The sequence below is a fragment of the Helicobacter pylori NCTC 11637 = CCUG 17874 = ATCC 43504 = JCM 12093 genome, from assembly GCF_900478295.1.
Classification (GTDB): Bacteria; Campylobacterota; Campylobacteria; order Campylobacterales; family Helicobacteraceae; genus Helicobacter; species Helicobacter pylori.
The window spans coordinates 152,964-178,965 of the sequence record NZ_LS483488.1 but is presented as its reverse complement, the minus strand read 5'-3'; the positions used below and the strand labels follow the sequence as shown (position 1 = coordinate 178,965).

Below are 26,002 nucleotides of genomic sequence, written 5' to 3'. Positions count from 1 at the left end.
AAACAACCTTTAAAGGTTGTTTGCTAAAATCTCACTTCATTTGCAAAGCCACTTCTTCAGCGAAATTTTCTGCCTTTTTCTCAATGCCTTCGCCCAATTCAAAACGAATATACTCAGTGATTGTTAAATCATCATCCCACTCTTTGGAACAATCAGCAACCACTTGAGCGATAGTTTTTTTATCGTCCATGACATAGAATTGCCCTAAAAGGGTCAGGCGTTGATCAATAAGGGTGTTATCAGCGATAAACCTTTCCATCTTTCCAGGAACGATTTTATCCCAGATTTTTTCAGGCTTGCCCTGCTCTTTTAATTCGTCTTCAAAAGCTTTCTTTTGATGGGCTAAAACTTCATCGCTCAATTCAATGCGGCTCCCAAAAGTGGGGATGTTTTTCAAAGGTTTGCCCAAGCGTTTGGCCTCTTCATTGTCTTTTTCAATTTCAGCGATCAAGGCTAAAGTTTCTTTTTTGACAAAATCAAGGCTAAAGTCTTTGCAATCTAGCACTTGAGGCTTCATCGCTGCGGCATGCATAGCGATGTTTCGGGCCAGTTCCACCACTTTTGGAGCGTTTTTCTCATTATCGTATTTTATACCGATTAACACGCCCACTCTAGCGTTAGAATGCGCATAACCATTGATGATATGAGAGCTAGGGGCTTTTAAATGAGCGATTTTTCTCACTAAAATGTTTTCACCAATCACAGCGATTTGAGAGTGCAAATATTCTTCAAAAGGCTTGTTGTCTAACGGGCTTTTAAGCAGTTCTTCTGTGGTATGAATATTGTGGGCTTTGATCGTTTCTAAAGTTTTTTTCACCAATTCCTTAAAGCCCTCATTTTTAGCCACAAAATCCGTTTCGCTATTGATTTCTACCATCATTGCGCTTTTAAAATCAGGAGCTACTTCTAAAGCGACCACGCCCTCAGCAGCGATCCTATCGGCCTTTTTAGCGGCTTTACTCAAGCCTTTTTCGCGCAAGAAATCAATGGCCTTTTGCAAATCCCCAGCCACTTCCACAAGGGCTTTTTTGCAATCCATCATGCCCGCATCGGTTAAGTCCCTTAATTTTTTGACTAATTGAGCGCTAATTCCTGACATTATTCGGCTCCTTGAGTGATTTCTTTTTGGATTTCAGCGAGCATTTCTTCTTTTTCTTCATTGCTCACAAACTCTATCTCTTCGCTATTTTCATCCGCATGGACGATTTCTTCTTGCATGAGTTCTCGCCCCTCTAAAATCGCTTCGCTCATTTCTTTACAAAATAGCCTAATAGAGCGGATCGCATCGTCATTTCCAGGAATGGGGTAATCCACCAAATCAGGGTCGCAGTTAGTGTCCAAGGGAGCCACGATAGGGATATGGAGTTTTCTTGCTTCAGCGACAGCGATTTTTTCTTTAGCCACATCAATCACAAAAATCATATCAGGGATTTTTTTCATGTGGCGTACCCCACCAAGATATTTATCCAACTTTTCTTTTTTCCTTAAAATCATGAGCTTTTCTTTTTTAGTCAATAGATCAATTTGACCGCTATTTTCCATTTCTTCAATGATTTCTAATTTTCTCACCGATTTTCTAATGGTGCTAAAATTAGTCAGCATGCCACCAAGCCAGCGGTAATTGACATAAGGGACTTGAATGCTTTCAGCAAATTCTTTCAAAGTCTCGTTGGCTTGTTTTTTAGTGCCTACAAACATGATGCTCTTGCCTTGAGCGCTCGCATCGCGCACGATATTATAGGTGTATCTAAAATAGCGCAAAGTTTTTTGCAAATCAATAATATGGATATTTTTCCTAACGCCAAAAATGAATTTTTTGGTTTTAGGGTTCCAACGCCTTGTTTGGTGTCCAAAATGCACACCGCATTCTAATAAATCTTTCATGGTTACCATGAGAATATTCTCCTTAAAGTTATTTTGGTTCTCTTCCTCCATGCTCATTTGATTCTTAAAATTTCTTAAGAACACCTAAATACAAGGATTAGCATGTGTGAATTTGACGCTGTCTTTGCCTTTGATTCCTATAAAATGATAGAAAAACGACAAAACCTTATGATTATAGCAAAAGATTAGGGTTTTTTAGCTTAAGTAAAAAAGGCTTTTAGGTTATAATAAAGACAAAACAGAATTTTAGGATAGATCTCAATGGATACAAAAAGACAATGCATGGCTTTAAAGGCTTCAGCAGGGAGCGGGAAGACTTTCGCTTTGAGCGTGCGGTTTTTGGCCCTATTGTTTAAGGGGGCTAATCCTAGCGAGATTTTAACGCTCACCTTCACTAAAAAAGCCACCGCCGAAATGAAAGAGCGCATTTTAGACTATTTAAAAATTTTGCAAAAAGAAAACCTTGAAAATGAAAAAGAAAAATCCCAAAATATCCTAAAAGAATTAGAAGAAAAATACCATTTAGACCCTAGTTTGGTGCGAAATAGCGCTCAAAAAATCTACCAACGCTTTTTAAACGCTGAAGTGAGAATCAGCACTATTGACGCGTTTTTTCAAAGCATTTTAAGGAAATTTTGCTGGTTTGTGGGGTTGAGCGCGAATTTTGAAGTCAATGAAGACACCAAAGTGCACCAGCGACAGCTTAATGAGGGTTTTTTGAGCGCTTTAAATAACGAACAGCTTGAGGAATTGAGCGCTTTTATCGTCCAATGCTTAAGCTATGATAGTTACACAAGCGATTCTATTTTAGAGCGGTTGCGTTTTTTAAAAAACAAGCTCTATTTATTTGATCCCAATAAAAAAGAGCCTGTATTTGATGAAGAGAGTTTTTTAGAAAAACTAAGAAGCTTAAACAACCAAATTCAAAGCATAGAAACAGCGTCAGATAGGGCTAAAGAAGCCATTAAATGCGATAGTTTTAGGGGATTTTTAAACAGCTCTTTAACCTGGCTTGAAAAAAAGAGCGAATACATCTATTTCAAAAAATTAAAAGATGAAATCCCCACTTTAGAGAGCGAATGCGAAGAGATTGAAAACGATCTAAAACGCTATTATGAAGCCAGAGAAACCGCATTATTTAAAAAATTCCCTAAATTCATCCAGCTTTATGATAACGCCACTTCTAAAATCCAAGCATTAGATTTTGATGCGATTAAAGATAAGGTTCATGTCTTATTGAATGGTTATGAAGAAATGCCGGCAGAGTTTTTTTATTTCAGGTTGGACAGCAAGATTGCGCACATTTTGATTGATGAATTTCAAGACACGAGTTTGAACGATTATAAGATTTTAGCCCCTTTTATTGATGAAATTAAAGCCGGGATAGGGCAAGCAAAATGGCACAGGAGCGTGTTTTTTGTGGGCGATGTCAAGCAGAGCATTTATGCCTTTAGGGGGAGTTTTAGCTCCTTGTTTGAAAGCGTTGCTAAGGATTTTTACCACGATAATTTACCATTCAACCACCGCAGTTCGCCTTTGATCATTAATTATGTGAACACCATTTTTAAAAAGGCTTATCAAAATTTCTCCACCGCTTATTTGGAGCAAAAATACCCTAAAGCTTCCAACAATAAACATGTTACAGAGGGCTATGTTAAAGTCTCTTTAGTGGCTGATGATAGAGAGTTGCTATTAGATCAGATCTTACAAGAAGCTAAAAACCTTTTAGAGCATCGCATTGAGCCTAAAGACATTACCATTTTATGCGCCACTAATGCTGACGCTTTAGAAATCAAAAATTATTTGCAACAGAATTTGAGCGAGATTCGCCCAAGCACGGAATCTAGCGCTAATTTGTCTCAATTTGTAGAATCTAAGATCATTAAGAACGCTTTAGAATACGCTCTAGCTGAAGAACCTTACAAGCCCTTTTACAAGCACAGCGTTTTAAAACTCGCTGGATACTTGCATGATGATGCCATCACTTTAGCTGGTTTTAACCCCAAAAAAGAGAGCGTGGCAAGCTTTGTATGGAAAGTGATGGAATGGTTTGAGCTTTATGGAGAGCCTGCACAAAGCTGCTTGGAGTTGGCGGTTGGGTGCGAAGACGCGAATGAGTTTTTGGAAAAATTAGAGGCTAAAAAGATCGCTTCTTTCAATTTAAAAGGCGCTCAAATCATGACCATCCACAAATCTAAAGGCATGCAATTCCCTTATGTGATCGTGTGCGAACGCTTGGGCAAGCCTAAATCCAATAACTCCAATCAATTCCTTGAAGAATATAACGGCGCAGAGCTTCTTCGCCTTTATTACAGAATGAAAAATCGTGAGGTGGTGGATAAAGATTACGCTAGGGCTTTAGACAAAGAAGAAGCGGCTAAAGATCATGAAGAAACCAATGTGTATTATGTTGCATTCACTAGGGCTGAGTTAGGGCTGATTGTCGTGGCTAAAGACAAAGACCAAAAAAAAGACAAAAAAGAAAGTAAAAAAGAAAGTAAAAAAGAAAGCAAAAACAAAGGAATGCGTGAAAAATTGGATCTTGCGCCTTTAGAAGATGGCGAAATTACGCCGGTTATTTCTTCTCAAAAAGAGCCTTTAATCGCAAGCGTTTTAATCAAACCCCATGCCTATGGCGAGCAAGTCCAAGAGATAGAAGAAGAGCCTAGCGATTATGAAAAGAATAACGACCAGGAAGCGATCAATTTTGGTATCGCCTTGCACAAGGGATTAGAATACCAATACGCTTATAACATTCCTAAAAAAAGCGTTTTAGAATATTTAAACTACCATCATGGTTTTTATGGTTTGGATTACCAAGCGTTAGAAGAAAGTTTAGAGCTTTTTGAAAACGATGCCAAGATACAAGCTCTTTTTAAAAATTATGCCTTAAGGGGCGAAGCGGCTTTTTTATTTCAAGGGGTTGTGTCTAGGATTGATGTTTTATTGTGGGATAAGGGGCAAAATTTGTATGTTTTAGATTATAAAAGCTCTCAAAATTACCAGCAAAGCCATAAAGTGCAAGTGTCTCATTACGCTGAGTTTTTGAAAACTCAAGCCCCCCATTTTAAGATACAAGCGGGCATTATTTACGCTCATAAAAGACTGCTTGAAAAATTATGGGTCTGAAATTAAAAATTTTAAGGTTGTCTATGAATCTCAAAAAAACAGAAAACGCGCTCAGTGTGACGCTTAAAAACTTCATTAAAAGCGAGTCTTTTGGAGGGATTTTCCTCTTTTTGAACGCTGTTTTAGCGATGGTGGTGGCTAATTCGTTTTTAAAAGAAAGTTATTTTGCGCTATGGCACACCCCTTTTGGGTTTCAAATAGGGGATTTTTTTATCGGCTTTAGTTTGCACAACTGGATTGATGATGTCTTAATGGCGTTATTTTTTTTAATGATAGGTTTAGAAATCAAGCGAGAATTGTTGTTTGGGGAGTTATCCAGTTTCAAAAAAGCTTCTTTTCCTGTGATTGCGGCTCTTGGGGGTATGATAGCTCCAGGATTGATTTATTTTTTTCTTAACGCTGATACGCCCTCTCAGCATGGTTTTGGGATCCCTATGGCGACGGATATTGCGTTCGCTTTAGGCGTGATCATGCTTTTAGGCAAGAGGGTGCCAACCGCCTTAAAGGTTTTTTTAATCACTCTAGCGGTGGCTGATGACTTGGGGGCTATTGTGGTGATTGCGCTCTTTTATACCACGAATTTAAAATTCGCATGGCTTTTAGGGGCTTTGGGGGTGGTTTTTGTTTTAGCTGTATTAAACCGCCTGAATATGCGTTCACTTATCCCTTACTTGCTTTTAGGGGTGTTGCTTTGGTTTTGCGTGCATCAAAGCGGTATCCATGCGACGATTGCTGCAGTGATTCTAGCTTTTATGATACCGGTGAAGATCCCTAAAGATTCTAAAAATGTAGAGCTTTTGGAATTAGGCAAGCGATACGCAGAGACGAGTTCAGGAGCGCTTTTGACTAAAGAGCAGCAAGAAATCTTGCATTCTATTGAAGAAAAAGCGAGCGCTTTACAAAGCCCCTTAGAAAGATTGGAGCATTTTCTAGCCCCCATTAGCGGGTATTTCATCATGCCCTTATTTGCGTTTGCAAACGCTGGGGTGAGCGTTGATTCTAGCATCAATTTAGAAGTGGATAAGGTGCTTTTAGGGGTTATTTTAGGGCTTTGTTTGGGTAAGCCTTTAGGGATTTTCTTAATCACTTTTATAAGCGAAAAGCTTAAAATCACCGCACGCCCTAAAGGCATCAGCTGGTGGCATATTTTAGGGGCTGGGCTTTTAGCAGGGATTGGCTTTACCATGTCTATGTTTATTTCTAATCTGGCTTTTACGAGCGAGCATAAGGACGCTATGGAAGTGGCAAAGATTGCGATTTTACTCGGATCTTTGATTTCTGGGATCATAGGGGCTTTGTATTTATTCGCGCTAGACAAAAGAGTGGCTTTAAAGAAATAGCTAAAAATGCTATAATTTGAGATTAAAACATCTTTTAAGGAAATTAAATGGGACAAATTAGAGACATTCTAACAACGCTTTTACCCTTTGTGGTGTTGTTCCTTATTTTTTATTTTTTGATCGTTCGCCCGCAACGCCAGCAGCAAAAAAAGCATAAAGAAATGATAGAGGGCTTGACTAAGGGCGATAAAATCGTTACTCAAGGAGGGTTCATCGTTGAGGTGCTTAAAGCGGAAGCGAATTTTTTTAGCGTGAAGCTCAATGATGACACCACCGCTAAACTTTCTAAAAACTATGTAGCGTTCAAATTAGACGAATTGGATCAATTTGGTTTGGCAGAGCCTATAGTCATTCAGCAAGGCAGAGAAGAAATCTCGGCAAAATTATCTGGTACTAAAACTTTGAAACAACGCCAAATAACAACTAAATGAAACTTTTTAACCCTCGTTTAATCGTTTTTATTTGCGCGCTTCTTTTAGGGGTAGGGTTTTCTGTGCCTTCTTTACTAGAAACTAAAGGCCCTAAAATCACTTTAGGTTTGGATTTAAGGGGGGGGTTGAACATGCTTTTAGGGGTGCAAACCGATGAAGCTTTAAAAAACAAGTATTTAAGCTTGGCGTCCGCTTTAGAATACAACGCTAAAAAGCAAAATATCTTGCTTAAAGACATTAAATCCAGTTTAGAAGGGATCAGTTTTGAGCTTTTAGATGAAGATGAGGCGAAAAAATTAGACGCGCTTTTATTGGAATTGCAAGGCCATAGCCAGTTTGAAATCAAAAAAGAAGCGGAATTTTATAGCGTGAAGCTCACCCCTTTAGAGCAAGAAGAATTGCGTAAAAACACGATTTTGCAAGTGATAGGGATCATTCGTAACCGCTTGGATCAATTTGGTTTGGCAGAGCCTGTAGTCATCCAGCAAGGCAGAGAAGAAATTTCGGTGCAATTGCCCGGCATTAAGACTTTAGAAGAAGAACGGCGCGCTAAAGACTTGATTTCAAGATCCGCTCATTTGCAGATGATGGCGGTGGATGAAGAGCACAATAAAGATGCGATGACAATGACGGATTTAGAGGCTCAAAAATTAGGCAGTGTGTTGTTGTCTGATGTGGAAATGGGGGGTAAAATCTTACTCAAAGCGATCCCCATTTTAGATGGCGAAATGCTTACAGATGCGAAAGTGGTGTATGATCAAAACAACCAGCCGGTGGTGAGCTTCACGCTGGATGCGCAAGGGGCTAAGATTTTTGGGGATTTCTCAGGCGCGAATGTGGGTAAACGCATGGCGATCGTTTTAGACAATAAGGTTTATTCAGCCCCGGTGATTAGAGAGCGTATCGGTGGGGGGAGCGGGCAAATTAGCGGGAATTTTAGCGTGGCTCAAGCGAGCGATTTAGCGATCGCTTTAAGGAGTGGGGCGATGAGCGCTCCCATTCAGGTTTTAGAAAAAAGAATTATTGGCCCGAGTTTAGGGAAAGACAGCGTTAAAACTTCCATTATCGCCCTCATTGGGGGCTTTATTTTAGTGATGGGCTTTATGGTGCTTTATTACTCCATGGCGGGAGTGATCGCTTGTTTGGCGTTAGTGGTCAATCTTTTTTTGATTGTGGCGGTCATGGCGATTTTTGGAGCGACGCTGACTTTACCGGGAATGGCGGGCATTGTTTTAACCGTGGGGATTGCCGTAGATGCTAATATCATTATTAACGAGCGCATTAGAGAAGTCTTAAGAGAGAATGAGGGCATCGCTAAAGCGATCCATTTAGGCTATATCAATGCGAGCCGGGCGATTTTTGATTCCAATATCACTTCCTTGATCGCTTCAGTGTTATTATACGCTTATGGCACAGGAGCGATTAAAGGCTTTGCTCTCACCACAGGCATTGGGATTTTAGCCTCTATTATCACCGCTATTGTAGGCACGCAAGGGATTTATCAAGCCCTTTTGCCTAAACTCACCCAAACAAAAAGCCTTTATTTTTGGTTTGGCGTGAATAAAAGAGCTTAGGAGGTTTTATGGAATTGTTCAAACAAACTAGAATCTTAAGCTTCATGCGCTATTCCAATTATGGGGTGATTGTTTCAGCGATATTAGCGCTTCTGGCGTTGGGGCTTTTGTTTTTTAAAGGGTTTTCTTTAGGGATTGATTTTGCGGGGGGGAGTTTGGTGCAAGCGCGTTACACTCAAAACGCCCCCATTAAAGAAGTGCGCGATCTGTTTGAAAAAGAAGCTCGCTTCAAGGGCGTGCAAGTGAGCGAATTTGGCTCTAAAGAAGAAATTTTAATCAAATTCCCTTTTGTAGAAACGGCTGAAAATGAAGACTTGAACGCTATCGTGGCTAACATTTTAAAACCCAGCGGCGATTTTGAAATCCGTAAGTTTGACACTGTTGGCCCTAGAGTGGGGAGCGAATTGAAAGAAAAGGGCATTTTGTCGCTGATTTTAGCCTTAATGGCGATCATGGTTTATGTGAGTTTCCGCTATGAATGGCGTTTCGCTTTAGCGAGCGTTGTTGCGCTTGTGCATGATGTGATTTTAGTGGCAAGCTCAGTGATTGTTTTTAAGATTGATATGAATCTGGAAGTGATTGCGGCTTTGCTCACTTTGATTGGGTATTCCATTAATGATACGATCATTATTTTTGACAGGATCAGAGAAGAGATGCTCTCTCAAAAAACCAAAAACGCCATTCAAGCCATTGATGAAGCCATTTCCAGCACGCTCACGCGCACGCTTTTAACTTCTTTAACCGTGTTTTTTGTGGTGTTGATTTTGTGCGTGTTTGGGAGTAAGATCATTATTGGCTTTTCATTGCCCATGCTAATAGGCACGATTGTAGGGACTTATAGCTCTATTTTCATCGCCCCTAAAGTAGCGTTATTGTTAGGTTTTGATATGGGTAAATATTATGAGAATGAGGCTAGAAAAATCAAAAAAGCTCAAGAGAAAGAAAAAATGCGCCGTTTGTATGAGGGCGGTCAAGTTTAAGGAGTTTCTATGGATTGGGGTCGGGTCGTTCATGTGCTGTTCAGCCTTATTTCTTTAACCACCATTGCAGGGTTTTTGTATGAGCCTAACACGGTGGTGTTGTTTGTAGCGTTAGCTTTAAACCTTATTTCCGTTACGCTCAAAATTGGGGTGATCAAGCGTTTCGCTTCAGAGCTGTTGGCCAGCTCTTTAGCCACCGTGTTGCACCTCATACCGGCGTTTGTGTTTTTACAGATTTTAAATAATTTGGTTACCGCTTACATGCTCATGATTGGGGCGTTGATTAGCAACGCTTTCAGTCTTATTTTTTTGTTGATTGAAAGCGTTGTAACGAGCGAAACAGATTAAGGGGTAGTTGATGGATTTTATTAATATAGAAAAAAAATGGCAAGAATTTTGGTGGAAAAATAAGAGTTTTGAGCCTAAAGACGATTTTAACCTCCCTAAAAAATACATTTTGAGCATGCTGCCCTATCCTAGTGGGGAAATCCACATGGGGCATGTGCGCAATTACACCATTGGCGACGCTTTGGCGCGTTATTATCGTTTGCACCATTACAATGTGTTACACCCTATGGGGTTTGATTCTTTTGGGATGCCCGCAGAAAATGCGGCCATTAAGCATGGTATCCACCCTAAAACTTGGACTTATGAAAACATTGAAGCCATGCAAAAAGAATTTGAAGCTTTAGGGTTTTCTTTTTCTAAAAATAGGGAATTTGCCACTTCAGATCCGGATTACACGAAATTTGAACAGCAATTTTTCATTGATTTGTGGGAAAAGGGGCTAATTTATCGCAAGAAAGCCATGCTCAATTGGTGCCCTAACGACAAAACCGTTTTAGCTAATGAGCAAGTCATTGATGGGAGGTGTTGGCGTTGCGATACGGAAGTGATTCAAAAAGAACTCTATCAGTATTATTTGAAGATCACAAATTACGCTGAAGAATTGCTAAAAGACTTAGAGATTTTAGAAAACCATTGGCCTTCTCAAGTCCTAATCATGCAAAAAAACTGGATAGGAAAATCTAGCGGGTTGCAATTTGGTTTTAAAATCGCTGATGAGTGCTTGAAAGCTTGCAACAACATTCAAGAAATTGAAGTTTTTACCACAAGAGCGGATACTATTTATGGCGTTACTTACATTGCAATCGCCCCAGAACACCCTTTAGTAGAGCATGCCATTAAGCGAGTGAGTCAAGAAGATTCAAAGATCATTAAAGCGATTTTAAACACGACTCAAAGAGAAAGAGCTTTAGAGAAAAAAGGGGTGTTTTTAGGCATTTATGCTATCCACCCTTTAACGAAGCAAAAAATCCCTGTTTGGGTGGCTAATTTTGCCCTAGCTAATTATGGCTCTGGGGCGTTAATGGGCGTGCCAGCTTGCGATGAAAGGGATTTTGAATTCGCTAATCTTTATCATATCCCTATTAAAGTGATCACTCAAAGCCTTCAAAATTTGCCCCACACCAAAGAAGAGGTTTTAAAAAATAGCGGGGAGTGGAGCGATCTTTCTAGCTCAGTGGCCAGAGAACAAATCATCGCTTATTTTGAAAAAGAAAACCTCGGTAAAAGGGTGATCAACTACCGCTTGCAAGATTGGGGAGTGAGCCGTCAAAGGTATTGGGGGGCGCCCATTCCTATGATTCATTGCAAACATTGCGGGATTGTGCCTGAAACCCAACTGCCGGTAACTTTACCTGAAGACATTGTGATTGATGGGGAGGGCAATCCGTTAGAAAAGCATGCGAGTTGGAAATTTACTCAATGCCCTAAATGCCACAAAAACGCTTTAAGAGAAACAGACACCATGGACACTTTCATTCAGTCTAGTTGGTATTTCTTGCGCTACACCACGCCCAAAAATCAGCGTGAAAATCAAGCGTTTGATCAAAATTACTTGAAGTATTTCATGCCAGTGGATACTTATATTGGCGGCATTGAGCATGCGATTTTGCACTTGTTATACGCGCGCTTTTTCACTAAGGCTTTAAGGGATTTGGGCTATCTTCATTTAGATGAGCCTTTTAAACAGCTTATCACTCAAGGCATGGTTTTAAAAAATGGCGCTAAGATGAGCAAATCTAAAGGTAATGTCGTTAGCCCTAAAGAGATACTTAAAAAATACGGGGCCGATGCGGCGAGGCTTTTTATCCTTTTTGCTGCCCCACCGGCTAAAGAGTTAGAATGGAATGACAGCGCTTTAGAGGGCGCGCACCGGTTCATTAAGCGCTTATACGACAAGGCGAGCACTATTAACCCCACTACTTCTAAGCCTGAATTTAAAGGAGTCAGCCTGAATGAAGCGCAAAAACTAGGGCGTAAAAAAGTCTATGAAGCGTTAAAAAAATCGCATGAAATTTTCAATAAGGCTGAAAGCGCTTACGCGTTTAACACTTTGATCGCAAGCTGCATGGAGGCTTTAAACGCTTTGAGTGCGCAAAGTAATGAGCGGATTTTATGCGAGGGTTATTTTGTGTTGTTGCAAATTTTAGAGCCTATTATCCCACACACGGCATGGGAGTTGAGCGAGAGGCTTTTTAAAAGAGAGAATTTTAAGCCTATAGCGATCGATGAAAGCGCTTTGATGGAAGAATCTATGACTTTAGGGCTTACCATTAATGGCAAAAGGCGCGCGGAATTGAAAGTCAATATTAACGCTAGTAAGGAAGAAATTGTTGTTTTGGCTAAAAAAGAATTAGAGAAATATTTAGAAAATGCGAGCGTTAAAAAAGAAATTTATGTGCCTAATAAGCTTGTTAATTTTGTTATCGCATGAGGGCTTTACTTTTTTTTATTTTGTTGCTTTTGTTCAAGGGCTGTGGGTATAAGCCCATCGCCGCTTACGCTCAAAACGCTTTAGGCGATAGCATATACGTGAAACTCATTGTGAATTTGCCTAACCCTGAAAACTCTGTAGAGTTTAAGGATTTGATGAATCGTTTAGTCGTGCAACGCTTCCAAAGCCGCTTAGCGAGTGAAAAGGATGCGGATTCTATCATTATCATAGAAATCACGAATGTAACCGATACGAGTATCACGCAAAATAAAGAAGGCTTTACGACTTTCTATCGCGCGACCGTGTCTGTGAATTACACCTACGATAACAAAAGAGGCGCACAAAAGACTTTTCAAAATAGCGGGTATTACAACTACGCTGTGAATTTGCAAGACCCCCTTAACACCTACCAGAACCGCTATTACGCTATCAATCAGGCTGTGGAACAAACTTTGACTAAATTTGTGGCTCAAATCGCTTATGAGGGGAAATTCAATAATGAAAAATAGCCCTTTGAATGGATTGAATGGATTAAAGGCGTTTTTAGAAACAAAGCCTAAAGAATACCATAAGTTTGACCCTAGCCGCTTCATTCAAATTTATAAAGATTTTAAAAACGCTTTTTTTGAGCTTCAAGCGAAAGTCATTCATGTGGTAGGGACTAATGGTAAGGGCAGCACAGGGCGGTTTTTAACCCTTTTATTAGCCGATCAAAATTTTAAGGTATTGCATTTCACCTCCCCTCATGTTTTTGAATTTAGGGAGCGCTTTTTTGTGAATGGTTCTGTTGTTGGAGAAAGCGTTTTAGAAAACGCCCACCAGCAATTACAATCGCACGCTTTCAGTAACGCTTGCTCGTATTTTGAATACGCTACCTTACTAGCCGTCATGCTCGCTAAAGATTGCGATTATTTGGTTTTAGAAGCGGGGCTTGGGGGGGAGTTTGACAGCACGAACGCTTTAGAAAAAACCCTAAGCGTTTTCACCCCCATTGATTACGATCATAAGGAATTTTTAGGGGATAGTTTAGAAAGCATTGCGACTACTAAATTAAAGGCGATGGGCCCTCTTAGCATCATCGCTCCCCAACAAGAACTGGTTTTAAATGTGGCTCAAAAAATCGCTAAAGAAAAACACGCGCAATTGATTGTGGTTCAAAATGAAATTTCAAAAGGAGTCATGGATTATATTGAACGCCACCATTTAGCCCATTTTTTAGCGATGAATTTGGAAGTGGCTCTAAAAGCGTTTGAAACGCTTTTGCCATGCAATAAACAAGAAGTTTTAAAAAACCTAAAGCCCCTAAATTTAATCGGCCGTTGCGAGCTTTTAAGCCCTAATATCTTAATAGATGTGGGGCATAACCCCCATAGCGCCAAAGCCTTAAAAGAAGAAATCAAACGCATTTTTAACGCTAAAATCATTTTAATTTATAATTGCTATCAAGATAAAGACGCTTTTTTGGTGCTAGAAATTTTAAAGCCTGTCATTAAAAAGGTTTTGATTTTAGAATTGCATGAAGAAAGGGTTATCAAGTTAGAAAAGCTTAAAGGGATTTTAGAAACTTTAGGGTTAGAATACGCTTTGTTTGAAGATTTAAAAGAAAATGAAAATTATTTGGTGTATGGCTCATTTCTAGTGGCCAACGCTTTTTATAGGCGCTATCAAAAGAAGAGAGATTGATGCCGCAAAACCAGCTTGTGATCACCATCATTGATGAATCAGGCTCTAAACAGCTCAAATTTTCTAAAAATTTAAAACGCAACCTCATCATTTCTGTTGTTATTTTTTTGTTGATCGTGGGGCTTGGCGTGGGTTTTTTAAAATTTTTAATCGCTAAAATGGACACGATGACAAGCGAGAGGAATGCGGTTTTAAGGAATTTTAGGGATTTGTATCAAAAAAATTACACTTTGACAAAAGAGATTAAAAACAAGCGAGAAGAGCTTTTTATTGTGGGGCAAAAGATTCGCACGATAGAATCCTTGATTGAAGTCAAAAGAGGGGCTAATGGGGGCGTGCATCTTTATGATGAAGTGGATTTAGACAATTTGAATCTGGCTCAAAAACATTTAGCACTCATGCTCATTCCTAATGGCATGCCCCTAAAAACTTATAGCGCTATCAAACCCACCAAAGAAAGGAACCACCCCATTAAAAAAATTAAGGGCGTTGAATCCGGGATTGATTTTATCGCGCCATTAAACACACCTGTTTATGCGAGCGCTGATGGGATTGTGGATTTTGTGAAAACTAATTCTAATGTGGGGTATGGGAACTTGGTGCGCATTGAACATGCGTTTGGTTTTAGCTCCATTTACACGCATTTAGATCATGTCAATGTGCAGCCCAAAAGCTTTATCCAAAAAGGGCAGTTGGTTGGCTATAGCGGGAAGAGCGGTAATAGCGGCGGTGAAAAATTGCATTATGAAGTGCGGTTTTTGGGTAAAATTTTAGACGCAGAAAAATTTCTGGCATGGGATTTGGATCATTTTCAAAGCGCTTTAGAAGAAAATAAATTTATTGAATGGAAGAATTTGTTTTGGGTTTTAGAAGACATTGTCCAGCTCCAAGAGCATGTGGATAAAGACGCGCTCATAAACCAGTAAGGATTTTGGTGTTTTTAGACAGGCGTTTGATTGTGATGGTTACGGACTCTAAAGGGAGTCGTTATATTAATGTTCATATCTTATTCCGTCAAATTGGCCTGTATGCACTTTTGAGCGTTGTGGGATCTTTATTGTTTTTAGGCATTTCGTTACTGGTTTTAAATAAAGAGATTAAAAACATTGACAAGCAGCATGCTTTAATCACTAAGGAATTTGAGAAAAAAAGAGAGACGAATGAAAAGCTTTCTTTGCAAATGGATGAATTTTTAGACGATTTGCAACTTTCAGGGGAACGCATCAACGATTTAGAAGAAGTGGTGGGAGTGAATAAGCCTGAAGAAAAAGAAGAGGGCAATTTTTCCAATCGTTTGGATGTCGCTGGGATTACCGGGCTTCAAAAAAGCTTTATCATGCGCCTTATCCCTAATGACTACCCGCTAGAATCCTATCGGCGCGTTTCAGCCGCCTTTAATAAAAGAATCCACCCTATTTTGCATGTGTTGCACAACCATACCGGGCTTGATTTAAGCACCGCTATTAACACCCCTGTGTATGCGAGCGCGAGCGGGGTAGTGGGGTTAGCGAGCAAAGGGTGGAATGGGGGGTATGGGAATTTGATTAAAGTTTTCCACCCTTTTGGTTTTAAAACCTACTACGCCCATTTGAATAAAATCGTCGTAAAAACGGGCGAATTTGTCAAAAAAGGGCAGTTGATTGGGTATAGTGGTAATACAGGAATGAGTACAGGACCGCATTTGCATTATGAAGTGCGCTTCTTAGATCAACCCATAAACCCCATGAGTTTCACCAAATGGAACATGAAAAATTTTGAAGAAGTTTTCAATAAAGAAAGGAGCATCAGATGGCAATCTTTGATAACAATAATAAATCGGCTAATGCAAAAACAGGACCAGCGACTATCATCGCTCAAGGCACAAAAATAAAGGGTGAGCTTCACTTGGATTACCATTTGCACATAGATGGCGAATTAGAAGGGGTGGTGCATTCTAAAAGCACAGTGGTGATCGGGCAAACCGGCTCGGTAGTGGGTGAGATTTTTGCTAATAAATTAGTGGTCAATGGCAAGTTCACTGGCACGGTGGAAGCGGAAGTGGTAGAAATCATGCCTTTAGGGCGCCTTGATGGTAAGATCTCTAGCCAAGAGCTTGTGGTGGAAAGGAAGGGGATTTTGATTGGGGAAACTCGCCCTAAGAACATTCAAGGGGGGGCGTTGTTAATCAATGAGCAAGAAAAGAAAATTGAAAATAAATAGGGAATGATCCAATCTAGTCTTTATAGAGCCTTAAACAAAGGCTTTGATTATCAAATACTCGCTTGTAAGGATTTTAAAGAGTCTGAGCTCGCTAAAGAAGTCATAAGCTATTTTAAGCCCAATACCAAAGCTATTCTTTTCCCGGAGTTTAGGGCTAAAAAAAATGATGATTTGCGTTCGTTTTTTGAAGAATTTTTACAGCTTTTAGGGGGTTTAAGGGAGTTTTATCAAGCCTTAGAAAACAAGCAAGAAACTATCATCATTGCCCCGATTAGCGCGTTATTGCACCCTTTACCTAAAAAAGAACTTTTAGAAAGCTTTAAAATCACTCTTTTAGAAAAATATAACCTTAAGGATTTAAAAGACAAGCTCTTTTATTATGGCTATGAAATTTTAGACTTAGTGGAAGTGGAAGGCGAAGCGAGCTTTAGGGGGGATATTGTGGATATTTATGTGCCCAATTCTAAGGCGTATCGTTTGAGTTTTTTTGACACGGAGTGTGAGAGCATTAAGGAATTTGACCCCATTACTCAAATGAGCCTCAAAGAAGATTTGCTAGAAATTGAAATCCCCCCCACGCTTTTTAGTTTAGACGAACCATCTTATAAGGATCTGAAAACAAAAGTGGAGCAAAGCCCCTTAAATAGCTTTTCTAAAGATTTAACCAGTTTTGGTTTGTGGTTTTTAGGAGAAAAAGCAAACGATTTGTTGCATGCCTATAAAAGCGTTATAAGCCCTAAAGCTTTAGAAGAAATTCAAGAATTAGCGGGCTTAAACGAATTGGATGGTGAGCGTTTCAAATCTTTAAAGGTTTTAGAAAACGCGCAAGGCTATGAAGATTTAGAAATCCATGCACATGCCCTAGAAGGCTTTATCGCTTTGCATTCAAATCATAAAATCACGCTCCTAGCTCCTAATAAAACGATTTTAGACAATGCGATAAGCGCGCTTGAAAGAAGCAGCATTGAATGCGTCATCGCCCCCTTTGTGTTAAACTTTAAAACCCCTGATGGGATTTTTATCTCGCTCAATTCTTTTGAAAGGAAGAAAAAACGCCAAAAATCCAAGCTCGCTTTGAACGAACTCAATCCGGGCGAATGGGTGGTGCATGATGATTATGGGGTGGGCGTGTTTTCTCAATTAGTCCAACACAGCGTTTTAGGGAGCAAGAGGGATTTTTTAGAAATCGCTTATTGGGGCGAAGACAAACTGCTATTACCGGTAGAAAACTTGCATCTAATCGCTCGCTATGTGGCACAAAGCGATAGCGTGCCAGCTAAAGACCGGTTAGGGAAAGGGAGCTTTCTCAAACTAAAAGCTAAAGTCAGGACTAAGCTTTTAGAGATTGCAAGCAAGATCATTGAATTAGCGGCTGAACGCAATTTGATCCTGGGTAAAAAGATGGACACGCATTTAGCGGAGTTGGAGATCTTTAAATCGCATGCGGGGTTTGAATACACAAGCGATCAAGAAAAGGCTATCGCTGAAATTTCAAAGGATTTAAGCTCTAAGAGAGTGATGGACAGATTATTGAGTGGGGATGTGGGTTTTGGGAAAACAGAAGTGGCGATGCATGCGATTTTTTGCGCGTTTTTGAACGGCTTTCAAAGCGCTCTAGTCGTGCCTACCACCTTATTAGCCCACCAGCATTTTGAGACTTTAAGGGCGCGTTTTGAAAATTTTGGCGTTAAAGTGGCTCGTTTGGACAGGTATGCGAGCGAAAAAAACAAGCTTTTAAAAGCCGTAGAATTAGGGTTGGTTGATGTTCTTGTAGGCACGCATGCGATTTTAGGCGCGAAATTCAAAAACTTGGGTTTAGTGGTGGTGGATGAAGAGCATAAATTTGGCGTGAAACAAAAAGAAGCTTTAAAAGAATTGAGCAAAAGCGTGCATTTTTTAAGCATGTCCGCTACGCCTATCCCGCGCACTCTAAACATGGCGCTCTCTCAAATTAAAGGCATTAGCTCTTTAAAAACCCCGCCCACAGACAGAAAGCCCAGCCGCACTTTTTTGAAAGAAAAGAATGACGAACTCTTAAAAGAGATCATTCATAGAGAATTACGCCGTAACGGGCAAATTTTTTACATCCATAACCACATCGCTAGCATTTTAAAAGTCAAAACCAAGCTAGAAGAGTTAATCCCTAAACTCAAAATCGCTATTTTGCATTCCCAGATTAACGCTAATAAGAGCGAAGAAATCATGCTGGAGTTTGCTAAGGGAAATTATCAGGTTTTATTATGCACTTCTATTGTGGAATCAGGGATTCATTTGCCTAACGCTAACACGATCATTATAGATAATGCGCAAAATTTTGGGCTGGCTGATTTGCACCAATTAAGAGGGCGTGTGGGGAGAGGCAAAAAAGAAGGCTTTTGCTATTTCCTCATAGAAGATCAAAAAAGTTTGAATGAACAGGCCCTAAAACGCTTGCTCGCTTTGGAAAAAAATTCGTATTTAGGCAGCGGGGAGAGTGTCGCTTATCATGATTTAGAAATCAGGGGGGGCGGGAATTTGCTCGGGCAAGATCAGAGCGGGCATATTAAAAATATCGGTTATGCGCTCTATACACGCATGCTTGAAGACGCGATTTATGAATTGAGTGGGGGGAAGAAAAGGCTTGAAAAGAGCGTAGAAATCCAACTTGGCGTGAGCGCTTTTTTAAACCCTGAACTCATTGCAAGCGATAGTTTGAGGTTGGATTTATACCGCCGTTTGAGTTTGTGTGAAAATACAGATGAGGTGGGGCAAATCCATGAAGAAATAGAAGACAGGTTTGGTAAAATAGACGATTTGAGCGCTCAATTTTTGCAAATCATTACGCTTAAAATTCTAGCCAACCAGCTTGGCATCATCAAACTTTCTAATTTCAATCAAAACATCACCATCACTTATAGCGATGAAAAGAAAGAAAGCCTGAAAGCCCCAAGCAAAGACGATAACGATATTTTAGAAACCCTTTTGAAACATTTGCGCGCTCAAATTTCTTTAAAACGGCGTTAAAAAGCATTTGATTTTAGTCTCAATTTGTTATTTTAAAAAAATTATTAAGAGAGTTTGTTGTAAAATAGGGATTTGCTAGGCCTTTAGTCGTTAAAAGGTAATTATCATTAAGGAGTTTTTAATCATGGCAGATATTCAAAGGCGTGATTTTTTAGGAATGAGCCTTGCTAGCGTTACAGCTATAGGGGCGATAGCGAGTCTGGTAGCGATGAAAAAGACTTGGGATCCGCTCCCAAGCGTTGTTTCAGCTGGTTTTACGACCATAGATGTGGCGAACATGCAAGAAGGGCAGTTTTCCACCGTGGAATGGCGTGGGAAACCGGTCTATATCCTCAAGCGTTCTAAAAAAGAGGGCTTTAATGAAAAGCGCGATTTTAAAATTGGCGAGAGCGTTTTTACCACAGCCATTCAAATTTGCACGCATTTAGGGTGTATCCCCACTTATCAAGATGAAGAAAAAGGCTTTTTATGCCCATGCCATGGGGGGCGTTTCACTGCTGATGGCGTGAATATTGCCGGCACTCCCCCTCCACGCCCTTTTGATATCCCGCCTTTTAAAATTGAAGGCACTAAAATCACTTTTGGTGAAGCCGGGGCTGAATACAAAAAAATGATGGCTAAAGCGTAAGGAGAGTTCCATGGCAGAGATAAAAAAAGCGAAGAATTTAGGCGAATGGCTGGACATGCGTCTTGGCACTAACAAGCTTGTTAAAGTGCTAATGACAGAATATTGGATCCCTAAAAACATCAATTTCTTATGGGCGATGGGGGTGATTTTATTGACCCTTTTTGGCGTGCTTGTGATCTCAGGGATTTTCTTGCTCATGTATTACAAGCCTGATGCGAAAATGGCGTTTGATAGCGTGAATTTCACCATCATGCAAGAAGTGGCTTATGGCTGGCTTTGGCGCCACATGCATGCCACGGCAGCGAGCATGATTTTTGTCATCATTTATATCCACATGTTTGTTGGCATCTATTATGGCTCTTACAAAAAGGGCCGTGAGATGATTTGGATTAGCGGGATGATTTTGTTTGTGGTCTTTAGCGCGGAAGCCTTTAGCGGGTATATGCTGCCTTGGGGGCAGATGAGCTATTGGGCTGCAGCGGTTATCACGAATTTATTTGGGGGCATTCCTTTCATTGGGGCTGATGTGGTGGAGTGGATTAGGGGCAATTATGTTGTGGCGGATTCCACTTTAACGCGCTTTTTCATGCTCCATGTGTTTTTACTGCCCATTGCGATCATTCTACTTGTTGGGGTGCATTTTTATTCTTTACGCATCCCGCATGTCAATAACCAAGAAGGCGAAGAGATTGACTTTGAAGCAGAAGAAAAGAAATTCATTGAAGGCAAGAAAAAAGAATCCAAAGTCATTCCTTTTTGGCCGGTATTCTTGTCTAAAGATATTTTTGTGGTTTGCGCGTTCATGGTCTTTTTCTTTTACTTGGTGTGTTACCACTATGATTTTGCGATGGATCCTATCAACTTTGAAAGGGCTAACAGCCTTAAAACGCCACCTCACATTTACCCCGAGTGGTATTTCTTATGGAGCTATGAGGTCTTAAGGGGCTTTTTCTTTAGCGCTGATTTAGGGCTAATGGCTTTTGGCGTGGCGCAAGTGATCTTTTTCTTACTGCCCTTTTTAGACAGAAGCCCAGTGGTCGCTCCTGCGCACAAACGGCCTGCGTTTATGGTGTGGTTTTGGCTTTTAATCATTGATATGATTGTTTTAACGATCTATGGTAAATTGCCTCCGCTTGGGATCGGTAAATACATTGGCTTAGCGGGTTCAATCACTTTTTTAGCCCTTTTCTTTGTGGTGTTGCCCATTATCACTATCGCCGAGAGCAAGAAACAAGGGGGTGTTAGATGAAAGAATTTAAGATTCTCATTATCCTTATTGTGGTGGTAGGCGTGATTTATTATGGGGTTGAGCCTTATGCGCATTCGGTGATGCACCCTAAAGTCGCTCCGGCGGATTTTGCTTTCAAGGATTTAGAGCCGATGGATTTAAAAAATGGCGACGCTAATAAAGGCAAACAGCTTGTAGCCGAAAATTGCACCGCTTGCCATGGCATTAAATCCCAAAACATTCCAGCCCCTATGGACAGCCTTAGCGCGAGCAACTCTTTTGGGGTCGTGCCACCGGATTTAAGCCATGTGGCGGGGGTTTTGAACGCGAATTTCTTAGCCCACTTCATCAAAGATCCTGTGAAAACGGCGAAATTGAGCCATAAGTTTAACGATGAAAGGCCCTATCCTATGCCGGCGTTTTCTCAATTTAGCGATAAAGATTTGAGCGATATTGTGGCGTATCTCACTTCTATTTTGCCTAAAAATTTGAGCGATAAGGAAGTGTTCGTGCAAAGCTGTCAAAGGTGCCATAGCCTGGATTATGCTAAAGATAAGGCCTTTAGCGATCCTAAAGATCTAGCCAATTATTTAGGCTCTCATGTGCCTGATTTGTCCATGATGATTAGAGCTAAAGGCGAACATGGCTTGAATATTTTCATCAACGATCCGCAAAAGCTTTTGCCTGGCACGGCTATGCCCAGAGTGGGATTGAATGAACAAGCTCAAAAACAAGTCATCGCATATTTGGAAAAAGCAGGCGATAGGAAAAAACATGAAAGGAATACCTTAGGGATAAAAATCATGATTTTCTTTGCGGTGCTGTCGTTTTTGGCTTATGCGTGGAAAAGAAAAGTTTGGAGCGAAGTGCATTGAATTAAAAAAAGGGGGAGGGCATGGTTTTATGATTTTTGATCTATGGTGGGGTGTTTGAATAGTGTATTCAAAACAACCTTTATTTTAGGATTTTATGGCTACTAATAGCCCCTATAAGGTTGTTACGACTACAAAGCTTTGAGTGGTTTAACATGCGTATTTGATAATCAGTTGAAATCAAACCCGCCCGCTTCGCCCAAACTCATGCTCTCATAAGCCGCATCCACATAGCTGTTACGGATTTCGCATTTTAAAACCTTCTCGCATTTCAAGCAACTCGCTACTTGCTTTTCTTCTTGGCATGCTTTTAATTTCAAAAGAGCGTCATTAAAACGCTCTTCATATTCTAATTTTTTAGCGCTATTTGGCATCATTCTCCCTTTAAATGTTTTTCTAAGATTTGAGCTTCATGCGGACTAGCTAAATAGCATTCGCTTTTTTCATGGTAATTTTCTACGCTTTGATCTAGCAGGCGCTTTTTAACCCCCTTATCAAAATAAAACGCTTCCCCTTTAGCTTTTTCAACCATCAAGGCTAAAGGGAAGACTTCAAAAAGCTTGCGCAATTTCTTTTGCGGGTAGGAAAACATTCCGCCTTTTTTAACCAAAACATGATGGACATCAGCCACCATAGATCCTGAGTATCGTAAGCGGTAATTTTCTGCAAAAAGCCCTTCTAAAGCCTTTTTTAAGCCCGAAGAAAAATCCTTTTGATTGCCTCCGCTAGCGATGATTTTACCCTTATTTTCTAAAACAATAGTTTCTATAAAATGGAACTTGTTTTGGTAAAACGCGTAACGATAAACCTCTTCTAAAGCCACCATTAATTCTATTTTATGCCCAAAAACCACATAAAGGCTTGCAACTAAATTTTGCGCCTTATAATCCTTTTCATAAACCCCTATAATCGTGCCTACTAAGAAATTCGCCTCCATCACTGAACTCCCGTCTAGTGGGTCATAAGCGATCAAATAAGAGCCGTTTTCTTTAGTAACAGGCGTTTCTTTTTCTTCGCTAAAAACGCTTTTGACATTTTCTAAACTCAAAAAATTTTCTTCTAAAAATTTGTCTAGGGCTAAATCCGCTTTAATAGGCGTATCCCCGCTGCTGTTTTCTAATTTAGTGTAACTCCCAGCGTCCGGCTTTTCTAAAATCTCTTGGGCTTTTTTAACCCCCTTTTCTAAAAGACTGATGATTTCTATAACGATGTTTGCATGCTTGCCTTTAAAATGTTTGTAATCCATAAAAACCCTTTTATGATTTGATTAAAGATGCTAATATTTTACTTGAAAACATTGAAAATAGGGAAGTATTTTGAAAGTAGCTCCGAGCCTTTTGAGCGCTGATTTTTTGCATTTAGCCAAAGAGATAGAGAGCGTGAGTAACGCTGATTTTTTGCATGTGGATGTGATGGATGGGCATTATGTGCCTAATTTAACCATGGGGCCTGTGGTTTTAGAGAGGGTTACTCAAATGAGCCAAGTGCCTTTAGATGTGCATTTAATGGTAGAAAATGCGAGCTTTTTTGTAGGATTATTCGCTCCTTTAAACCCGCAAATCATCAGCATTCATGCAGAAAATGAAAAGCACCCCCACAGGGTGTTGCAACTCATTAAAAATTCAGGCATCACGCCAGGCGTTGTTCTAAACCCCCACACGCATGAAGAAAGCATTAAATACTTGCTAGAAAGCGTGGGGTTAGTGCTTTTAATGAGCGTGAATCCAGGCTTTGGCGGGCAGAAGTTTTTAGATCTGGTGCTAGAAAAGTGTTTGAAAGTTAAAGAATTGATCAAACGCTACAACCCTAGCTGTCTTTTAGAAGTGGATGGGGGCGTGAATGATAAAAATATCTTTGAACTCCAACAAGCGGGCGTGGATGTGGTGGTTTCAGGGAGTTATATTTTTAAATCCAAAGATCGTAAGCTGGCTATTGAAGGCTTACAGAATGTCAGACAGCCTCTTGCATAAAGATATTCAAGCCCTAATCGCTCGCTTAAAGCACCAGGATTTAAGCTTAAGCATGCTAGAAAAATCGCTCTCTCGCCTTATTTATGATGAAATCAATTTGGAGTATTTAAAAGCGTGCGGGCTTAATTTCGTAGAAACGAGCGAAAATTTAATCACGCTCAAAAACCTTAAAACCCCCCTTAAAGATGAGGTTTTTTCCTTTATTGATTTAGAGACCACCGGCTCTTGCCCAATAAAACATGAGATTTTAGAAATCGGGGCCGTGCAAGTGAAAGGGGGGGAAATTATCAATCGTTTTGAAACCCTTGTGAAAGTCAAAAGCGTTCCTGATTATATCGCTGATCTTACAGGCATCACTTATGAAGACACCCTAAACGCCCCAAGCGTGCATGAAGCTTTGCAAGAATTGCGGCTTTTTTTAGGCAATAGCGTGTTTGTAGCCCATAACGCTAATTTTGATTACAACTTTTTAGGGCGTTATTTTGTAGAAAAATTGCATTGCCCCTTATTGAATTTAAAGCTTTGCACTCTGGATTTATCCAAACGCGCCATTTTATCCATGCGTTATTCTTTGAGCTTTTTAAAAGAGCTTTTAGGGTTTGGCATAGAAGTCAGCCACAGAGCCTATGCAGACGCTTTAGCGAGCTATAAACTCTTTGAAATATGCTTGTTAAACTTGCCTAGCTACATCAAAACCACAATGGATTTGATTGATTTTTCCAAATGCGCTAACACCTTGATCAAAAGACCCCCAAAGGCCAGATACCAAGAGACTCCACCGCCATTTTCTCTTTTTGAGAGGACAAAGGGTTTGTTCAATATCATAAAAGCAACCAGTTAAACGAAAGCTGTTTAATGGGGCTTAATAGGGCTAGGATTTTATTGTTTTTGTTCTTTGAGAATATCGCATGCTTCTTTTAATCCTAGCTTGCAACTCTTTTCAAGGTTTTCTGTCGTTTGTTTTTCATCCTTTGCTACGCCCTTACCCTCATTATAAAACGCTGCTAGAGCGTAACACCCTTTAGCATCGTTCAATTCACAAGCTTTAGCAGAATATTCAAAAGCTTTTTTAAGATCCTTTGTTACGCCTTCACCATCACGATAAAACTCTCCTACAAGCGTGCATGTTAGAGCTTCGTTTAATTCGCAAGCTTTAGAGTAATATCCAAAAGCTTTTTTAAGATCTTGCGTTACGCTTTCACCAAGAAAATAATCCCCTCCTAATTTAGAACACCCTTCACCATTATTCAACTCGCAAGCTTTAGAGTAATATTTGAAAGCTTTTTTAAAATTTTGCGTTACGCCTTCACCATTATGATAAATATCCCCTAAAATTGCACAGCCATCGCCATAGTTTAACTCGCAAGCTTTAGAATAATATTCTAGATCTTTTTTATCTTTTTTCAAACCCTTTATCATATCGTTATAAAAAGTTGCTGACAGCATACACCCTTCAACATTATTTAACTTACAAGATTTAGAGTAATATTCTAAAGCGTTTTTAAGATCGTTTGCATTAAAATAAAACTCTGCTAAGTCCTTGCATTTTTCAGCATCGTTTGATTTGCAAGCTTTAGCAGTAGCCGTGTGTTCAAGAGCTTTTTCAATGTTTTCTCTTGCACTTCCTTTTAGGATGACTTTAGAATAAGCCTCTCTTAAGATCGTGCAACCATCAGCATCGTTTAATCTACAAGCTTTTTCAAAGTATTCCTTAGCCCTAGTGAAATCTTTATCCGTGTAAATAGTGATACCTGAAAATATAAGCTCTTTAGAGTCTTGCTCTGCCATTAACCCCCCTAAACACAACGCCCCCAAACACAAAACCCTAAAAACCGCTTTTTTGACACCCCTTAACATGACGCATTCCCTTTTGTTAAAAATATAAGATTCTATTGTGATTGATATTGATAGCTAAAATCTTTTAATGTTTAAAAAACGGGGACTTGATTATTTTATTTTAAACTCATGAAAGGATAGGGGTTATTCGCGACACCCTACCCCACAATATCCAACAAATGCTCTTCATGCCACAATTCAATTTCTTCTTCTTCCAAGCCAAACGCCTTAGCCCTTTGGCTGTTTTGATAGCGGTTTTTAGAGCCTTCTTTAGGGTCTTTATCGCTAATAGCTTGCATGTTTTCTAACGCCCTTGTTTCTTGGGCTAATTCAAGCTTACTTTGAAAGCTTTGCGCTAAATCCAGCATATCACTTCTTGCACCCTGTTGGATAGCAGAATTTAAAGGAGCGTTTTGGTTGATATAAGTTACATTGCCTAAAGCTGAAACACCCATGCTAACCTCCT

Annotated in this window: 24 protein-coding genes; 18 read left to right on the top strand and 6 right to left on the bottom strand. The window is 39.9% G+C overall.

The features are described from left to right. Window positions 1-31: 31 nt before the first annotated feature. Complete coding sequence (tsf, locus tag DQL14_RS00790; RefSeq protein WP_108169509.1) at window positions 32-1,099, bottom strand: translation elongation factor Ts; 1,068 nt, start codon at window positions 1,097-1,099, stop codon at window positions 32-34. Next, window positions 1,099-1,893, bottom strand: a complete 795-nt coding sequence (gene rpsB, locus DQL14_RS00785) for a 30S ribosomal protein S2 (protein ID WP_000258276.1) — start codon at window positions 1,891-1,893, stop codon at window positions 1,099-1,101. Before rpsB ends, tsf begins: the two co-directional genes overlap by 1 nt. A gap of 252 nt (window positions 1,894-2,145) precedes the next feature. On the opposite strand from rpsB, the gene DQL14_RS00780 reads away from it, so the two are divergent. From DQL14_RS00780 to DQL14_RS00705, 16 genes are all read left to right on the top strand, one after another. Next, window positions 2,146-5,013 (top strand): RecB-like helicase, encoded by a 2,868-nt coding sequence (locus DQL14_RS00780; RefSeq protein ID WP_108169508.1) that lies wholly within the window; start codon window positions 2,146-2,148, stop codon window positions 5,011-5,013. Between the two features lie 23 nt (window positions 5,014-5,036). Beyond that, window positions 5,037-6,353 carry a sodium/proton antiporter NhaA gene (gene nhaA, locus DQL14_RS00775; RefSeq protein ID WP_108169507.1) on the top strand — a complete coding sequence of 439 codons (1,317 nt, stop codon included), beginning with the start codon at window positions 5,037-5,039 and terminating at the stop codon, window positions 6,351-6,353. 47 nt (window positions 6,354-6,400) lie between these two features. Then, window positions 6,401-6,784 carry a preprotein translocase subunit YajC gene (gene yajC / locus DQL14_RS00770; RefSeq protein ID WP_097552037.1) on the top strand — a complete coding sequence of 128 codons (384 nt, stop codon included), beginning with the start codon at window positions 6,401-6,403 and terminating at the stop codon, window positions 6,782-6,784. Beyond that, a complete protein-coding gene (gene secD, locus DQL14_RS00765) occupies window positions 6,781-8,358 on the top strand; it encodes a protein translocase subunit SecD (RefSeq protein ID WP_108169506.1) in 1,578 nt (525 codons plus the stop codon). Before yajC ends, secD begins: the two co-directional genes overlap by 4 nt. Before the next feature lie 8 nt (window positions 8,359-8,366). Further along, a complete protein-coding gene (gene secF / locus DQL14_RS00760; RefSeq protein WP_108169505.1) occupies window positions 8,367-9,338 on the top strand; it encodes a protein translocase subunit SecF in 972 nt (323 codons plus the stop codon). A gap of 9 nt (window positions 9,339-9,347) precedes the next feature. Beyond that, on the top strand, window positions 9,348-9,686 hold the full coding sequence (locus tag DQL14_RS00755) for a DUF6394 family protein (protein ID WP_000383778.1): 339 nt from the start codon (window positions 9,348-9,350) through the stop codon (window positions 9,684-9,686). Between the two features lie 10 nt (window positions 9,687-9,696). Then, complete coding sequence (gene leuS / locus DQL14_RS00750) at window positions 9,697-12,117, top strand: leucine--tRNA ligase (protein ID WP_108169504.1); 2,421 nt, start codon at window positions 9,697-9,699, stop codon at window positions 12,115-12,117. Then, window positions 12,114-12,626 carry an LPS assembly lipoprotein LptE gene (gene lptE / locus DQL14_RS00745; protein ID WP_108169503.1) on the top strand — a complete coding sequence of 171 codons (513 nt, stop codon included), beginning with the start codon at window positions 12,114-12,116 and terminating at the stop codon, window positions 12,624-12,626. The genes leuS and lptE overlap by 4 nt, the downstream gene beginning before the upstream one ends. Next, on the top strand, window positions 12,616-13,800 hold the full coding sequence (locus DQL14_RS00740; protein ID WP_108169502.1) for a bifunctional folylpolyglutamate synthase/dihydrofolate synthase: 1,185 nt from the start codon (window positions 12,616-12,618) through the stop codon (window positions 13,798-13,800). Before lptE ends, DQL14_RS00740 begins: the two co-directional genes overlap by 11 nt. Further along, window positions 13,800-14,726, top strand: coding sequence for a M23B family cell shape-determining DD-metalloendopeptidase Csd2 (gene csd2 / locus DQL14_RS00735; RefSeq protein ID WP_108169501.1), 927 nt, complete (start codon window positions 13,800-13,802; stop codon window positions 14,724-14,726). Before DQL14_RS00740 ends, csd2 begins: the two co-directional genes overlap by 1 nt. An 8-nt stretch (window positions 14,727-14,734) precedes the next feature. Continuing rightward, window positions 14,735-15,670, top strand: a complete 936-nt coding sequence (gene csd1 / locus DQL14_RS00730) for a peptidoglycan DD-metalloendopeptidase Csd1 (RefSeq protein WP_108169500.1) — start codon at window positions 14,735-14,737, stop codon at window positions 15,668-15,670. After that, window positions 15,589-15,999, top strand: coding sequence for a bactofilin family protein (locus tag DQL14_RS00725; protein WP_000963936.1), 411 nt, complete (start codon window positions 15,589-15,591; stop codon window positions 15,997-15,999). The genes csd1 and DQL14_RS00725 overlap by 82 nt, the downstream gene beginning before the upstream one ends. Window positions 16,000-16,002: 3 nt before the next feature. Beyond that, on the top strand, window positions 16,003-19,002 hold the full coding sequence (gene mfd / locus DQL14_RS00720) for a transcription-repair coupling factor (RefSeq protein WP_108169499.1): 3,000 nt from the start codon (window positions 16,003-16,005) through the stop codon (window positions 19,000-19,002). A 124-nt stretch (window positions 19,003-19,126) separates the two neighbouring features. Beyond that, window positions 19,127-19,630, top strand: a complete 504-nt coding sequence (gene petA / locus DQL14_RS00715) for a ubiquinol-cytochrome c reductase iron-sulfur subunit (protein ID WP_000763638.1) — start codon at window positions 19,127-19,129, stop codon at window positions 19,628-19,630. Window positions 19,631-19,640: 10 nt separating this feature from the next. Further along, complete coding sequence (locus DQL14_RS00710) at window positions 19,641-20,879, top strand: cytochrome b (protein WP_108169498.1); 1,239 nt, start codon at window positions 19,641-19,643, stop codon at window positions 20,877-20,879. Continuing rightward, the gene (locus DQL14_RS00705; protein ID WP_108169497.1) at window positions 20,876-21,733 is read left to right on the top strand and encodes a cytochrome c1; all 858 of its coding nucleotides are present in this window, start codon (window positions 20,876-20,878) and stop codon (window positions 21,731-21,733) included. The genes DQL14_RS00710 and DQL14_RS00705 overlap by 4 nt, the downstream gene beginning before the upstream one ends. A 167-nt stretch (window positions 21,734-21,900) precedes the next feature. Here the strand turns inward: DQL14_RS00705 and DQL14_RS00700 are convergent, their stop codons facing one another. Further along, entirely contained in the window at window positions 21,901-22,104 is a 204-nt protein-coding gene (locus DQL14_RS00700) for a hypothetical protein (protein ID WP_025276491.1), read from the bottom strand. After that, window positions 22,104-22,976, bottom strand: a complete 873-nt coding sequence (locus tag DQL14_RS00695; RefSeq protein WP_108169496.1) for a class 1 fructose-bisphosphatase — start codon at window positions 22,974-22,976, stop codon at window positions 22,104-22,106. The genes DQL14_RS00700 and DQL14_RS00695 overlap by 1 nt, the downstream gene beginning before the upstream one ends. A 70-nt stretch (window positions 22,977-23,046) precedes the next feature. On the opposite strand from DQL14_RS00695, the gene rpe reads away from it, so the two are divergent. Together rpe and DQL14_RS00685 are read left to right on the top strand one after the other, a co-directional pair. Then, window positions 23,047-23,700 carry a ribulose-phosphate 3-epimerase gene (gene rpe / locus DQL14_RS00690; protein ID WP_108169495.1) on the top strand — a complete coding sequence of 218 codons (654 nt, stop codon included), beginning with the start codon at window positions 23,047-23,049 and terminating at the stop codon, window positions 23,698-23,700. Next, window positions 23,678-24,541 carry a 3'-5' exonuclease gene (locus tag DQL14_RS00685; protein ID WP_108169494.1) on the top strand — a complete coding sequence of 288 codons (864 nt, stop codon included), beginning with the start codon at window positions 23,678-23,680 and terminating at the stop codon, window positions 24,539-24,541. Before rpe ends, DQL14_RS00685 begins: the two co-directional genes overlap by 23 nt. 38 nt (window positions 24,542-24,579) lie before the next feature. Here the strand turns inward: DQL14_RS00685 and hcpG are convergent, their stop codons facing one another. Next, on the bottom strand, window positions 24,580-25,557 hold the full coding sequence (hcpG, locus tag DQL14_RS00680) for a Sel1-like repeat protein HcpG (RefSeq protein ID WP_108169493.1): 978 nt from the start codon (window positions 25,555-25,557) through the stop codon (window positions 24,580-24,582). A 137-nt stretch (window positions 25,558-25,694) separates the two neighbouring features. Beyond that, window positions 25,695-25,991, bottom strand: coding sequence for a hypothetical protein (locus tag DQL14_RS00675; protein WP_000539103.1), 297 nt, complete (start codon window positions 25,989-25,991; stop codon window positions 25,695-25,697). Window positions 25,992-26,002 lie beyond the last annotated feature (11 nt).

Excerpts from the sequence above, each read along its gene's own strand:
- tsf (WP_108169509.1), bottom strand. The coding sequence starts at position 1,099 with ATGTCAGGAATTAGCGCTCAATTAGTCAAAAAATTAAGGGACTTAACC.
- rpsB (WP_000258276.1), bottom strand. The coding sequence starts at position 1,893 with ATGGTAACCATGAAAGATTTATTAGAATGCGGTGTGCATTTTGGACAC.
- DQL14_RS00780 (WP_108169508.1), top strand. The coding sequence starts at position 2,146 with ATGGATACAAAAAGACAATGCATGGCTTTAAAGGCTTCAGCAGGGAGC.
- nhaA (WP_108169507.1), top strand. The coding sequence starts at position 5,037 with ATGAATCTCAAAAAAACAGAAAACGCGCTCAGTGTGACGCTTAAAAAC.
- yajC (WP_097552037.1), top strand. The coding sequence starts at position 6,401 with ATGGGACAAATTAGAGACATTCTAACAACGCTTTTACCCTTTGTGGTG.
- secD (WP_108169506.1), top strand. The coding sequence starts at position 6,781 with ATGAAACTTTTTAACCCTCGTTTAATCGTTTTTATTTGCGCGCTTCTT.
- secF (WP_108169505.1), top strand. The coding sequence starts at position 8,367 with ATGGAATTGTTCAAACAAACTAGAATCTTAAGCTTCATGCGCTATTCC.
- DQL14_RS00755 (WP_000383778.1), top strand. The coding sequence starts at position 9,348 with ATGGATTGGGGTCGGGTCGTTCATGTGCTGTTCAGCCTTATTTCTTTA.
- leuS (WP_108169504.1), top strand. The coding sequence starts at position 9,697 with ATGGATTTTATTAATATAGAAAAAAAATGGCAAGAATTTTGGTGGAAA.
- lptE (WP_108169503.1), top strand. The coding sequence starts at position 12,114 with ATGAGGGCTTTACTTTTTTTTATTTTGTTGCTTTTGTTCAAGGGCTGT.
- DQL14_RS00740 (WP_108169502.1), top strand. The coding sequence starts at position 12,616 with ATGAAAAATAGCCCTTTGAATGGATTGAATGGATTAAAGGCGTTTTTA.
- csd2 (WP_108169501.1), top strand. The coding sequence starts at position 13,800 with ATGCCGCAAAACCAGCTTGTGATCACCATCATTGATGAATCAGGCTCT.
- DQL14_RS00725 (WP_000963936.1), top strand. The coding sequence starts at position 15,589 with ATGGCAATCTTTGATAACAATAATAAATCGGCTAATGCAAAAACAGGA.
- mfd (WP_108169499.1), top strand. The coding sequence starts at position 16,003 with ATGATCCAATCTAGTCTTTATAGAGCCTTAAACAAAGGCTTTGATTAT.
- petA (WP_000763638.1), top strand. The coding sequence starts at position 19,127 with ATGGCAGATATTCAAAGGCGTGATTTTTTAGGAATGAGCCTTGCTAGC.
- DQL14_RS00710 (WP_108169498.1), top strand. The coding sequence starts at position 19,641 with ATGGCAGAGATAAAAAAAGCGAAGAATTTAGGCGAATGGCTGGACATG.
- DQL14_RS00705 (WP_108169497.1), top strand. The coding sequence starts at position 20,876 with ATGAAAGAATTTAAGATTCTCATTATCCTTATTGTGGTGGTAGGCGTG.
- DQL14_RS00700 (WP_025276491.1), bottom strand. The coding sequence starts at position 22,104 with ATGCCAAATAGCGCTAAAAAATTAGAATATGAAGAGCGTTTTAATGAC.
- DQL14_RS00695 (WP_108169496.1), bottom strand. The coding sequence starts at position 22,976 with ATGGATTACAAACATTTTAAAGGCAAGCATGCAAACATCGTTATAGAA.
- DQL14_RS00685 (WP_108169494.1), top strand. The coding sequence starts at position 23,678 with ATGTCAGACAGCCTCTTGCATAAAGATATTCAAGCCCTAATCGCTCGC.
- hcpG (WP_108169493.1), bottom strand. The coding sequence starts at position 25,557 with ATGTTAAGGGGTGTCAAAAAAGCGGTTTTTAGGGTTTTGTGTTTGGGG.
- DQL14_RS00675 (WP_000539103.1), bottom strand. The coding sequence starts at position 25,991 with ATGGGTGTTTCAGCTTTAGGCAATGTAACTTATATCAACCAAAACGCT.